Genomic DNA, 12751 nt, shown 5'->3' on the forward strand with positions numbered 1-12751 from the left:
AACCGTGCACCTCCGGGCCGAGCCTGCGGGTCCAGCCAAGCGCTGTCCAGGCCGCGGACTCCGCCATTTCGCCGCCCGGGCCGCGCCCACGGATTCCGCCGTTCGCCCGACGGGGGCGCCCGCAGGTTCGTTTCGCCGCGGGCCGTGCCCGCGGATACAGCCGTGCGCCGTCCCGGCCCCGCCCACGGGTTCAGCCGTGCGCCGTCCCGGCCGCGCCGGGCGCATCGGCCGCGGGCGGCGGGACGGCGAACTCGCACCACACGCACTTCCCGCCGCCCCGGGCTTCCACGCCCCAGGCGTCCGCGAGTCCCTCCACCAGCAGCAGGCCGCGTCCCGACATCGCCCACTCCCCCGCCTCCCGGCGGTGCGGCAGGGCGCTGCTGGAGTCCTCCACCTCCACCCTGATCCGTCCGTCCGCGGTCCGCCGCATGCTGACGTGGCCGCCGCCGTCGGTGTGGACCAGGGCGTTGGTCATCAGCTCGTCGGCGGCCAGCACGATCTCGTCCGACCTGGCCCGGGCGCCCCAGGCTTCCGAGGCCGCGCGGATCAGGTGCCGGGCCTGGCCGGGGGCCGCCGGGTCGTCCGGGTCGAGCCGGTGGCTCAGGGGGCCGCCGCCGCGCGGGGCGGGCGTGCCGCGGCGGCGCAGCAGGAGCAGCGCCATGTCGTCGCCGCCGCCCGCGTCGCCGATGAGGTCGCACAGCACGTCGGCGAGTTCCTCGACGTCGGCCGGGCCGTCACGGACCGCGTCCATCAGCTCGCGCATGCCCGCATCGGAGTCCCCCCGGGCGCGCTCGGTCAGGCCGTCCGTACAGAGCACCAGGGTGTCGCCGGGGTGCAGGTCGAGGGCGGTGACGGGATACCCGGTGCCGGACCCCGGCGCCGCGCCCCGGCCGTCGGGCGGGCGCAGCCCGAGCGGGAGTCCGCCCGCCACCTGCACGCGGTGGGCGCTGCCGTCGCCGCGCCGCAGGACAGGGTCTAGGTGACCGGCACGGACCATGCGCAGGGTTCCTGTGTTCAGGTCGACCTCGGCGTAGGTGCAGGTGGCGAATCGTTCCGTCTCCAGCTCGCGCAGGAACGCCGAGGCCCGCGCCATCGCCGTACCGGGCGGGTGTCCTTCGGCGATGTAGGCGCGCAGGGCGATGCGCAGCTGACCCATGACCGCCGCCGCGTCCGTGTCGTGGCCCTCCACGTCGCCGATCATGACGCCGACCCGGCCGTCGTCGAGCGGGATGACGTCGTACCAGTCACCGCCGATGTCCCGGCCGATCCTGGCCGCCCGGTAGCGTACGGCGATCCGTACCCCGGCGACCTCCGGGATCCGGCGCGGCAGCATCGCCCGCTGGAGGCCTTCGGCGAGGTCGTGCTCCTGTTCGAAGAGCATGGCCCGCTGGAGGCTCTGCGCGATGCCGCTGCCGAGCGCCATCAGCACGTTGCGTTCCTCGGCGGTGAAGTCCCGGGCGCGGGTGTAGAGCAGTCCGAGCGCACCGATGGCCCGGCCCTGGGCGATGAGGGGCAGGTAGACGCCGCTGCACACGTCGAGCGGCTCGATGTAGGGCCACAGCAGCGGGTAGCGCCCGCGGAAGTCGTCGCGCGAGGCGATGAAGACCGGGCGCAGGCTCCGTACGGCCTCGCTCATCGGGAACCGCGCGTCGACGCGGGTGTACTCGATTTCCGGGACGTACGAGCCCAGCCGCCCCTCCGCGACCAGGTGGATCCGGCCGCCGTCCACGACGCCGAGCATCACGCTGACCGCCCCGAGGTGGCCGAGCGCCTCGGGGTCCTTGAGCACGTCGGTGACGTCGTTGACGGTCCGGGCGTGCGCGAGGATCGCGGTGGTCCGTTCGACCACCCCGGTCATCCGGCGCCGCCCCTCGTCGTGCGCCCCCTCGGCCCCGGGCTCGCCGGGGTCGTGGGCGGCGTCGCGGAGGATCCCGATGATCCGGTACGGGCGGCCCTGCGGGTCGCGCAGGATGTGCCCCTGGATATGGGTCCAGCCGGCGCCGCCGTCGCGCCGGCGGCTGCGGAAGTAGGCGCCGTAGTGACTGCGGCCCTCCTTGAGCGCCTGCGCGACGCGCGCGTCGATGCGGGCCTCCTCGCCGGAGACCAGGCGGGCGCGCAGTCCGTCGGGGGTGCCGCTGAACTCGTCGGGGCGCAGGTCGAGAACCTCGAGGGCGGTGGGGTCCAGGTGCATCTGCCCGCTGTCGAGGTCCCAGTCGAAGGTGCCCATGCGGTTCAGCGCGAGGCTGGTGTCGGGCCGCGCGGGCCAGTCGACTTCGGGGGCCGTCTCTCCCCGCTGGTCCATAGAGCCAGCGTCTCACGGGTTACCGGGCGTCGCCGGTGCTGGCGGCTGCGAGCTCGGGGGCCCGGGCGGAACGAGTCCGGGCACGGGTGCGGACGACCTGCCCGGAGACTCCGGAGGCGAGCTGGGCGGGGACTCCGGCGCGGAATCCGGCGGCGACTCCGGCGGGGAATCCGGCGGGGAGCTGGGCGGGGACTCCGGAGCGGAGGCCGGGGACTCCGGGGGCGAGACCTTGGACTCGGGCGGAGAAGCCGGCGACTCGGGGCGAGAGGCCGGGGACTCGGGCGGGGACTCGGGCGGGGACTCCGGCGGAGAGGCCGGGGACTGCGGGGGCGTGACCGGGGACTCCGGCGGAGAGGCCGGGGACTGCGGGGGCGTGACCGGGGACTCCGGCGGAGAGGCCGGGGACTGCGGGGGTGACTGCGGCGGCGAGAGGGTGGGCGGCTGCGACGACGACGGCGGGACCTTGACCACCGGCGGCGGCACCGGCTTGTCGTGCTTGCCCTGGTGGTCCTTCCGGTCGCGCTCGACCCAGCGCCCGTCGTGCCGGTCGTAGATCACGAACTTGTGCACGATGGTCACCGACGGCGCGATGACCACCACCCGGGAGGGGACGTAAGAGGGCCACGGCTGCCCGGTCCGCTTCGGCTCACCGCCCCCCAGCGCCACGGGGGGCGCCAGCGGGTTCCCGCAGGCACAGCGCACCCGCGGTACGCCCCTGTCGTCGACCAGTACGGCCGTCCCGGCCTGGAGCACGGCCTGGTAGGCGGTGGGCCGGCCGTCGCTGTAGCCGTGGTTGGTGACCCGGGTGTCGACGCGCAGCTGGAGCGGGGTCAGCGAGCGCAGGTAGCCCGGAACGGAGGCGGGCTTGACGGCGAGCGCCGAGGCGAAGGCCGCGTTCTTCGCCGGCTGGGCGGACAGCAGCTTGATCTGCTTCTCCACGTCGCAACTGGCCACGTCCTTGGTGCCGCCGTACAGCCCGGGCGCCGCCCCGCTGACGCTGGGGGTGGCCGTCGTCCCGGTCGCCGCCGTGTTCGTCACGGCGGGGTTGGGTGACGGGCTCTGCGGCGGCGGCGAGCCCCGGTCGGTGGCGGTGGACGCGGTGAAGGGGGCGGGTCCGGTCGCGGAGGCAGGCTGGAGGAAGACCTCACCGGCCTTGCCCGACGGGTTCCCGCCGGGCCGGGTCAGGACGACGATCAGGGCGGTGACGGCCGCCACCGCGACGACGGCCGTGGCCAGCCGGGGTACGGAGCGCCACCACGGCCCTTTGGGCGGCTGCCCGCCCGGCCCCGAGGGGGGCCCGGACGGGGGCGAGGGCGGCGGTCCGCCCTGACGGCCGCCCGAGAGCGGGCCGGAGGGCGGACCTGCGGGAGGCTCGGCGGACGGCGGTCGTGAGGCGCTCCGCGGCTGCGGTGAGCGTGGTGGCCGCGGCGGTTCCTCACCCGAGGGTTGCGTGGTCACGGGCTCTTCTTCCCCTGCGGAGGCGTTCCGGGTACCCGGGGGACGTTCCGCAGCTGCCGTACGGACATGTCCGTGTACATCGGCTTGTATCGCACTCCTGCGGACCATTGTGTGCGCCCGTCGGGTGGTGGCCGCAAGCCGGGGGTGCCACCTTGGCGGGGTGAACAGTCCCTCGACGGCGCCGGCCTCCACAGGCGCGAAGGCCTGGCGCGACGGGCTCCTCGCCGTGGTGGCGTCGTTCGCCGTCATGTTCGCGGTCGCCGCGGCCGGAGCGGCCTGCGCGGGCGCCGGCCGGCTGCCGGGCGGCGCGTTCCCCCGGGTGGTCGCGGCGGTGGTCGTGCTGGGGGCCGGCGGCTCGGTCGGGGCCTCCGGCGGGGCCGGGGAGCTGGCCGGGGCCGAGCTGGCACTGTCCCTGCTGCCGCTGTCGGTGGGTCTGGCCGGGGCGCTGACCGCGGGCTGCGCCTTTCTTCGGCCGCTGCGCGGCCGCGCGGTGGCCGGGAGTCGGGAACTCCTCGGCCGGGCCGTGCCGTTGACCGTGCTGTGGCTGCTCGCCCTGCTGGCGGCCGGCCTCGCGGCCCGGCAGACGTTCGCCCTCTCCCCCGGCGATTCCCTGCTCGGGGACATCGGTGAATTGACCGGCTCCGCCCCGACGGTGGGCTTCGCGGCCGACCTGCCGGTGACCCTGCTCCGCGGACTGCTGTGGATCGTGGGCGTGTTGGCCGTGGCCCTGCTGGTCTCGCGGCGCGCCCCGCTGCCGGCCGGGCTGGTCCGCCTCCACACGGCGGTGCGCCCGGCCGCCTTCGCCACCCTGGTGCTGCTCCTCGCCTGCGTGGCGCTCGGGCTCGTCACCGGCCTCGTGGCGGCGGCCACCCGGGGGCATGCGGAGCGCACCCTGGCGATCGTGCTGCTGGGCCTGCCGAACCTGGCGTGGCTCGCGCTGTCGGTGGGGCTGGGCGGGGCGTGGGAGGGCCGCGTCGAGGGGCCGTTCGGGCTGCCGGTGCCGCATCCGCTGGATCAGGTGCTGCGCGGTCCGGAACGGTCCACGGTCGACGTCTCCTCGCTGGCGGCGCAGGACTCCCGGGCGTGGTGGCTGGTGGTGGTCGCCGCCGTCCTGCTGCTGGGGACCGGCGTGCTGGCCGCCGTGCGTTCCCCGGCCGGTGTCCGGCCCCGGCAGCACGCACTGCGCCTGGGCGTGGCGCTGGCCGTGACGATGCTGGTGGTCTGTCCACTGGCGGGCGTGCACGCCGGTTTCGGGCTCTCGCTCCTCGGGATCGGCGATGTGGGCGGTCTCGGCGGCCAGGTCGAACTCGCCCCGGTGCTGTGGCGCACCACCGGGGTGGCCCTCCTGTGGGGCGCTGTGGCCGGATTCCTGGGCGCCCTGCTGGCCCGCCCGCTGCGCCACCGGGGGCCGGTGGACAGCGAGGACGGCCCCCGCGAGGCCCTGACCTGAGCGGTTGCCACGGCGGACCAACCGATGGTCCGTACGGGTGAACCGGCTCGGATCGGTTCGGCGGTGAATCGATTCCGCATGCCAACCTCACCTCCGTGAACACGTTTAAAGGCCTGTTCCGGCCGCTCCACGCCGGCGGTCTGCTTGCCGTCTCCGCAGTCGCCCTGACCCTGTCCACCGCGCTCCCCACCGGAGCGACACCCACCGGCGCCCGCTACCTCGCGGGTCCAGTCGGGGCCCGCGACGCGACCCCCCGGGAGATTTCGGCCAGCGCGGTCTACTGCCCCGACGGCATGCTCGTCCAGTCCGGCGGCTACTCCCTGGAGAACGGCGACACCGGCCCCGTCGTGGCAAGTCACCCAGTCGTCGGCCCGGACGGCCGCAAGGGCTGGTACGCCTCCGCCTCGCACGCCGATGTCAGGGCGTACGTGCTGTGCCGCTCCGTCCTCGCCGCCGACTCCTGACCACGCCCCCTCACGCACCGCCGCCGGGCGGCCGGAACACCGGTAGCGCCCAGCGCGGCGGCGGTGCGGGACCCCGGTCCAGGGCGGACCCGGCGGGGTCCGCGAGCGGTGTCGGCGGCCCTCCGGAGTGCTCCGGCCCGGTCGGCGCTACCGGCGTTCCGGCCGCCCGGCGCAGCGCATCGGTGAACGCCAGGCAGTTGTCCCACCGCTGTTCGGGCGACTTGGCCAGCGCCTTGGCCAGCACCTCGTCGACCGCCACCGGCAGGTCGGGCCGCAGTGAGGTCACCGGAGGCGGCGGATCGAACTGGTGGGCCCAGAGCAGGGCCAGGTCCTCGTCGCGCCGGAAGGGCGGGGCGCCGGTCAGCATCTCCTGGACGACACACCCCAGGCCGTACACGTCGCAGCGCCCGTCGACCGGTTTCCCCGAGATCTGTTCCGGCGCGACGTAGTCGAGGGTCCCCACGAACTGTCCGACACTCGTGAACCCGGTCAGCGACAGCGACTTCTTCGTCAGCCCGAAGTCCGTCAGGTACACGTGTTCGGGGTGGTCGCTGTCGGTGCCCGGCGCCACCAGGATGTTGCCCGGCTTCACGTCCCGGTGGACCAGGTCGTGGGCGTGGGCCGCGTCCAGCGCGGAGGCCACCTGCCCTGCGATGCGTGCCGCCGCACGGACGGCCAGCGGGCCCGTGCGGTCCAGCAGGGCCCGCAGGTCCTGCCCGGCGACGTAGCGCATCGCGATGTACAGCAGCCCGTCCGTCTCGCCCGCCTCGAAGACGGGCACGATGTGCGGGTGGTCGATGGCGGCCGCCACCTTCGACTCGTGTGCGAACCGCTGCCTGAAGGTGTCGTTGCGGGCGAGTTCCGGCGCGAGCAGCTTCAGCGCCACCGTCCGGTCCAGCCGCAGGTCCAGGGCCCGGTAGACCACCGCCATGCCGCCGCGCCCGATCTCGCTCTCCAGCTGGTACCCGGCGATCCGCTTGCCCAGCAGACCGGAGGGCCGGCCGCCGAGCGGTTCGGCGGACATCAGCGGTCCCCGTCCTTCCCGTCCTCGGGCCGCTCCGTGACCAGCGTCGGCTCGTGCCCGGCAGCCCGGGGTGCCCGCGCCGGTACGTCGGCCACCGCGCCGGGATCCGGATCGTCGGGCGGCGCCGGCCCGTCGGCGGAGCCCGGCCCCGAGACGACCGCGTAGGTCGCCGGTGGCCCGCCGCCCTCGCCGTACAGCCACCGCCCGGCCGCCTCGTCGTAGAGCCACACCGATTCCCCGTCGATCACCACTCCGGCCCGCAGTCCCCGCGTGTCCTCGCGGAAGGCCGCGGCGTCCCCGTTCCCGGAGGCGAGCCGGTCGGCGGCCCCCCGGTAGCGCTCCAGGGCGTCGGCGCTGCGGGCCAGCAGGGGCCGCGGGTCCTCGGTGCGCGCGAGGGGCCGGCCGCCGGTCGGCGGGGGCTGCGGCACGGCGACCAGCAGCCGGCCGTCCACCCACGCGGACCATCCGTTGGCGCACAGGATCTCGCCCCACTCGCCTTGCCGGGACAGCAGTTGCACGGGCAGGAACGGGTCCAGGGCGGCGGTCGGCCGGGAGCCGTCCGGTGCCTCCCAGGCGGGCAGTCCCTCCTGGGGCACGACGTGCGTGGGCCGGAAGTCCGCGGCACCGGCCGGGCCGGTCATCGAGGTCACCGGGCTACTTCCGCATGATGGCGGGCTCGTGCCGGCGCAGCAGCCTGGAGACCAGCACCCCGAACAGCACGGACAGCACCACCAGCATCCCGATGTCGAGCAGCCACACCCCGGCGGAGTGGGCGAACAGCGGGTCGTCGGTGACCTTGCCGGGGACGATCGCGCCGAGGTCGATGGTGGCGGCCATGGCGCCGAGCGCCCAGCGCGAGGGAACCAGCCAGGCCAGTTGCCCGATCACCGGCACGCCGTTCAGCTGGAGCAGGGCCCCGCAGAAGACCACCTGCACGATGGCGAGGAGCACCAGCAGGGGCATCGTGACCTCCTCCTTCCTGACCAGCGCGGAGACCAGCAGGCCGAGCATCATCGCGGTGAACGACAGCAGCGCGACCGCGATCGTGATCTCCACCAGCGGGGGCAGGAAGACGCCCCGGCCGTCCGGGGCGTTGAGCTGCACCCCGAGGAGCGCCACCAGGGTCAGCACCACGGCCTGCGCGACGGTGACCCCGCCCAGGACCACCACTTTCGACATCAGGTAGGCGGAGCGCGACAGCCCCACGGCGCGTTCGCGCTGGTAGATGGTCCGCTCCTTGACCAGTTCGCGTACCGCGTTCGCGGCGCCGGTGAGCACGCCGCCCACGCACAGGATGAGCAGGGCGTTGACCGCCGTCTCCCGGGTGAGTGAGCGGCCCGCCAGGGCGCGGGCCATCGCGCCCATCACGAACGGCAGCGCGACCATGATGGCGAGGAAGGTGCGGTCGGCGCTGAGCGCGGCCGCGTAGCGCCGCACGAGGGTGGACAGCTGCGCTCCCCAGCTCTGCGCCTTGGGCGGAGCGGCGGCGAAGCCGGCCGGTCCGCCCGGAGCGCCGGCCACCGCGGGCTGCCCCGGTACCCGGACGTACTTCCGGTACAGGGCCGAGGCGCGGTACTCGCCCGCCCAGTCGCGGTCCTGCTGGTTCTCGAACGCTTCGAAGGCCTCCGGCCACTCGGCGAAGCCGAAGAAGCCGAGGGTTTCGCCGGGCGGTCCGAAGTACGCGACGCGCCCGCCCGGGGCGAGCACCAGCAGCCGGTCGCAGACGTCCAGGCTGAGCACGCTGTGGGTGACCACGATGACGGTCCGGCCGTCGTCGGCGAGACCGCGCAGCATGTGCATGACGGAGCGGTCCATGCCGGGGTCGAGCCCGGAGGTCGGCTCGTCGAGGAAGAGCAGGGAGGGCTTCGTCAGCAGTTCCAGCGCGACGGAGACCCGTTTGCGCTGGCCTCCGGACAGGCTGTGGATGGCCTGGTCGGCGCGCTCCCGGAGCCCGAGTTCCCGGATGACCTCGTCCACCCGGTCCTGCCGCTCCGCCTTGGCGGTGTCCTGCGGGAACCGCAGTTCGGCGGCGTAGGTCAGGGCCCGGCGCACGGTGAGCTGGGCGTGCAGGATGTCGTCCTGCGGGACGAGGCCGATGCGGCTGCGCAGTTCGGCGTAGTCGCGGTAGAGGTCGCGTCCGTCGTAGAGGACGGTGCCCTGGTCGGCGGGGCGCAGCCCGGTGAGCGCGCCGAGCAGGGTGGACTTGCCCGCGCCGCTGGGGCCGACGACCGCGAGCAGGCATCTGGCGCCGACGGGGAAGGAGACGTGGTCGAGCAGGACCTTGCGGCCGTGGTCGACGGCGACGGCGAGGTCCTGGACGGCGAGGGAGACCTCACCGGTGTCCACGTACTCCTGGAGCTGGTCCCCGACGAGGCAGAAGGCGCTGTGTCCGATGCCGACGATGTCGCCTTCGGCGACGCGGGCCCGCTGGACGGGGGCGCCGTTGAGGTAGGTGCCGTTGTGGCTGCCGAGGTCGGCGATCTCGTAGCTCCCGTCGGGCAGGGCGCGCAGTTCGGCGTGGCGCCGGGAGACGACGAGGTCGTCGACCACGAGGTCGTTGTCGGGGGCGCGCCCGATGCGCACGGTCCGCGCGGGCAGCGGCCGTACGGAGGTGGGCCGGTGGAAGGTGGCGGACAGGGCGGGGTTCGTGACGGAGGACGGGCGGCCCTTATTCCGCCGGGGGCCGGCACCGAGGAGGACGAGGCGGGGGCCGTCCTCGGCGCTGCCGAAGCGCAGTTCGCTGCCGGGGCCGACGCTCCATTCGTGGACGCGGTGGCCGTCTGCCCAGGTGCCGTTGGTACTGCCCTCGTCCTCGACCGTCCAGTGGTCGCCTTCGGGCCGCAGGATCGCGTGGTGCCAGGAGACCCGGGCGTCGTCGAGACAGATTTCGCAGAGGGGGTCGCGCCCGACGTGGTAGGTCCGGCCCGGGCTGATCGGGGTGGTGCCCCGGGCGGTCTCCACCACGAGTTCGGGTGCGGCCGCCGCACCGGGTCGCTGGACCATGAACAGATTTTCCCACGATCCGAGCAGCACGGCATAACACCTGGTCAGGGGGCGTCTTATGGGAAATGACAACGGTCCCCGTTGCAGCCTTTGCCGATGGACGGAAGGTGCGCTTCACTGCTGGCGTCGGAACCGAACAAACGGGGGACACCATGACCGGGCACGACCACGACCACGGGCACGACCACGCCGGGGATTCCGGGCGCGGCGGGCACGCCGGGCACGCCGGGCACAGCCACGGCGTGGCCGCGGACGCCGACCGGCGCTGGCTGGCCATCGCCCTGGGCCTGATCTGCGGCTTCATGGCCGTCGAGGTGGTCATCGGTGTCGTCGCCCAGTCGCTGGCCCTGATCTCCGACGCCGCGCACATGCTGACCGACGCGGTCTCGATCGTGCTCGCGCTGATCGCGATGCGGCTCGCCGCCCGCCCGGCGCGCGGCGGGTTCACGTTCGGCCTCAGGCGGGCGGAGATACTCTCCGCGCAGGCGAACGGGCTGACCCTGCTGCTGCTGGCGGTGTGGCTGGCGTACGAGGCGGTGCGGCGGCTGGTCGATCCGCCGCCGGTGGCGGGCGGTCTGGTCCTGGTCACGGCCCTGGCCGGGATCGCCGTCAACGTGGTGGCGGCCTGGTGCATCTCGAAGGCGAACCGGACCTCCCTCGCCGTCGAAGGCGCCTACCAGCACATCCTGAACGACATGTTCGCCTTCATCGGGACCGCGGTGGCCGGCCTGATCGTCCTGACCACCGGTTTCCGGCAGGCCGACGCGATCGCGTCGCTGGTCGTGGTGGTGCTGATGGTGAAGGCGGGCTACGGACTGGTCCGCGAGTCGGGCCGGATCTTCCTGGAGGCCGCCCCGGCGAACGTGGACCCGGACGCGGTCGGCGACCGGCTCGTGGGGCACCCGCCGGTGACCGAGGTGCACGACCTGCACATCTGGACGATCACCTCCGGACAGGCGGCGCTCTCCGCGCACGTCCTCGTGGAACCGGCCGGCGACTGCCACGCGGTACGCCGCGACCTGGAGCGGCTGCTGGCCAAGGAGTACGGGATCACCCACACCACCCTCCAGGTGGACCACGTCCCGGAGGCCCTGCTCTCGGTCGGCCGGGCCGGTGAGGACCCCGGGCCCCTCGACCCGCACTGCGCCGACGCGCACGGGCCGGTCCACCGCGAGGGCCCGCACGACCACTGACGGAGCGCGCGGCGGGGCATACATGGCCCCATGACACAGAAGCGCAGTGCCGGACTGCTGCTGTTCCGCGAAACCGGAGCCGGAGCCGAGACCGGAGCCGCGGCCGGCGTCGAGGTACTGCTCGGCCACATGGGCGGCCCGCTGTGGGCGAGGCGCGACGCCGGCGGCTGGGCGATCCCCAAGGGCGAGTACGGCCCGGACGAGACCCCGCTGGACGCGGCCCGCCGCGAGTTCACCGAGGAGATCGGCCTGCCGCCGCCGCAGGGCCCGTACCTGCCGCTCGGCGAGATCCGGATGGCGGGCGGGAAGGCGGTGACGATCTGGGCGGTACGGGCGGACCTGGATCCGGCGCTGATGGTGCCCGGCACCTTCACCATGGAGTGGCCGCCGCGCTCGGGCCGACAGGCGCAGTTCCCGGAACTGGACAGGGTGGCCTGGTTCTCGCCCGCACTGGCCAAAACCAAGCTCATCGCAGGTCAAGTCCCTTTTCTTGAGCGGCTGTTGGACCTTCTGGCGGGTTGACCCGACCTTGACTTGCCAACAAACCCCGCCTGCGTGGACATTGCACATATGACGAACGTCGTGCTGGTGGGAACCCTGGACACCAAGGGTGTCGAGTACGGCTGGCTGCGCGAGAGGCTGTTGCGCGCCGGCGTCGAAGTGATCACTGTCGACACAGGCATCATGGGCGAGCCCCGGATACCCGCCCAGGTGCCGCGCGAAGCGGTCGCACGGGCGGCGGGAACGGAACTGACGGAACTGCGGGCGGCGGCCGACCGGGGCGCCGCCGTCACCACCATGGCCATGGGCGCCGAAGCGACGCTGTTGCGCCTGCACGCCGTGGGCCGGCTGCACGGGGTCCTCGCGATCGGCGGCAGCGGCGGGACCTCGATCGCCACCCGGGCGATGCGCGCCCTGCCCCTGGGCGTACCGAAACTGATGGTCTCCTCCATGGCCTCCGGCGACGTGGCCCCGTACATCGGGTCCGCGGACATCACGATGATGTACAGCGTCGTGGACATAGCGGGGATCAACAGCATCTCCGCCCCGGTGCTGGCCAATGCGGCGGAGGCGATCGCCGGTATGGCCAAGGGGTACGCCCGGGCCGCGCTGGAGCGGCGCCGTCCGGCCCGGCTGGGGGCCGGCTCACGGCCGCTGGTCGCCGCGAGCATGGCAGGCGTCACCACGACCGGCGTGGACGCGGCCCGGGAGCGGCTGACCGAACTCGGCTACGAGGTACTGGTCTTCCACGTCAGCGGCAGCGGCGGCCGCACCCTGGAGAAGCTGGCCGGCCAGGGCATCTTCGCGGGCGTCCTCGACCTCACCCTCAGCGAACTCGCCGACGACCTGTGCGGGGGCATCCTGACCGCCGGCCCCGACCGGCTCAGCGCGGCCGGGCAGGCCGGGATCCCGCAGGTGGTGAGCCTGGGCGCGCTGGACATGGTGAAGTTCGGCCCGCTGGAGAGCCTGCCCGAGCGGGTCCGCTACCGGCGGGTCCGCGTCCACAACCCGTCGATCACCGTCATCCGTACGACCGCGGCCGAATGCGCGGAACTCGGCCGCCGGGTCGCCGCCAAGCTCCGGGTGGCGACCGGACCCACGGAGGTGTGCGTCCCACTGCGCGGACTGTCCACGCTGAGCGCGCCCGGTGGCCCCTACCATGACCCCGGCGCGGACCGGGCCCTGTTCACGGCGCTGCGCGACGGATTGCGGGGCAGTGCCGCCCGGCTGTACGACTACGACACCCACATCAACGATCCGTCCTTCGGACGGGCCGCGGCCGACCGGTTGCACGCCATGATCGGCGCGGAGCGGGCCGTGGCCTGAAACCCTCCTCGAGACACCCCCTCCGGCCGG

The 12751-nt window shown here is 74.2% G+C and carries 10 protein-coding genes; 5 read left to right on the forward strand and 5 right to left on the reverse strand.

What is annotated here, in order from left to right; translation table 11 throughout:
* Positions 1-190 precede the first annotated feature (190 nt).
* Complete coding sequence (locus tag ACWGH1_RS01290) at positions 191-2302, reverse strand: SpoIIE family protein phosphatase (protein WP_453408318.1); 2112 nt, start codon at positions 2300-2302, stop codon at positions 191-193.
* Positions 2303-2314: 12 nt separating this feature from the next.
* A complete protein-coding gene (locus ACWGH1_RS01295; protein ID WP_453408319.1) occupies positions 2315-3760 on the reverse strand; it encodes a DUF6777 domain-containing protein in 1446 nt (481 codons plus the stop codon).
* A 160-nt stretch (positions 3761-3920) separates the two neighbouring features.
* On the opposite strand from ACWGH1_RS01295, the gene ACWGH1_RS01300 reads away from it, so the two are divergent.
* Positions 3921-5210, forward strand: a complete 1290-nt coding sequence (locus ACWGH1_RS01300) for a streptophobe family protein (RefSeq protein WP_453408320.1) — start codon at positions 3921-3923, stop codon at positions 5208-5210.
* A 95-nt stretch (positions 5211-5305) separates the two neighbouring features.
* Complete coding sequence (locus ACWGH1_RS01305; RefSeq protein ID WP_453357746.1) at positions 5306-5674, forward strand: hypothetical protein; 369 nt, start codon at positions 5306-5308, stop codon at positions 5672-5674.
* Between the two features lie 10 nt (positions 5675-5684).
* Here ACWGH1_RS01305 and ACWGH1_RS01310 read toward each other — a convergent pair whose 3' ends face one another.
* The 3 genes from ACWGH1_RS01310 to ACWGH1_RS01320 are packed head-to-tail and all read right to left on the reverse strand — an operon-like array spanning position 5685 to position 9701.
* The gene (locus ACWGH1_RS01310; protein ID WP_453408321.1) at positions 5685-6698 is read right to left on the reverse strand and encodes a protein kinase domain-containing protein; all 1014 of its coding nucleotides are present in this window, start codon (positions 6696-6698) and stop codon (positions 5685-5687) included.
* Positions 6698-7339 (reverse strand): hypothetical protein, encoded by a 642-nt coding sequence (locus ACWGH1_RS01315; protein WP_453408359.1) that lies wholly within the window; start codon positions 7337-7339, stop codon positions 6698-6700. The genes ACWGH1_RS01310 and ACWGH1_RS01315 overlap by 1 nt, the downstream gene beginning before the upstream one ends.
* A gap of 13 nt (positions 7340-7352) precedes the next feature.
* Positions 7353-9701: an FHA domain-containing protein gene (locus ACWGH1_RS01320; RefSeq protein WP_453408322.1), complete on the reverse strand. Its 2349-nt coding sequence runs from the start codon at positions 9699-9701 to the stop codon at positions 7353-7355.
* Positions 9702-9853: 152 nt separating this feature from the next.
* Here ACWGH1_RS01320 and ACWGH1_RS01325 point away from each other — a divergent pair, with 152 nt between their 5' ends.
* Genes ACWGH1_RS01325 through ACWGH1_RS01335 form a run of 3 tightly spaced genes read left to right on the forward strand, consistent with a single transcriptional unit; the run spans position 9854 to position 12721 of the window.
* A complete protein-coding gene (locus ACWGH1_RS01325) occupies positions 9854-10894 on the forward strand; it encodes a cation diffusion facilitator family transporter (RefSeq protein WP_453355074.1) in 1041 nt (346 codons plus the stop codon).
* 30 nt (positions 10895-10924) lie between these two features.
* Positions 10925-11416 (forward strand): NUDIX domain-containing protein, encoded by a 492-nt coding sequence (locus ACWGH1_RS01330; RefSeq protein WP_453355073.1) that lies wholly within the window; start codon positions 10925-10927, stop codon positions 11414-11416.
* 48 nt (positions 11417-11464) lie between these two features.
* Positions 11465-12721, forward strand: coding sequence for a Tm-1-like ATP-binding domain-containing protein (locus tag ACWGH1_RS01335; protein WP_453355072.1), 1257 nt, complete (start codon positions 11465-11467; stop codon positions 12719-12721).
* Positions 12722-12751: the final 30 nt, after the last annotated feature.

The sequence above is a fragment of the Streptomyces sp. NPDC054883 genome (assembly GCF_053610645.1).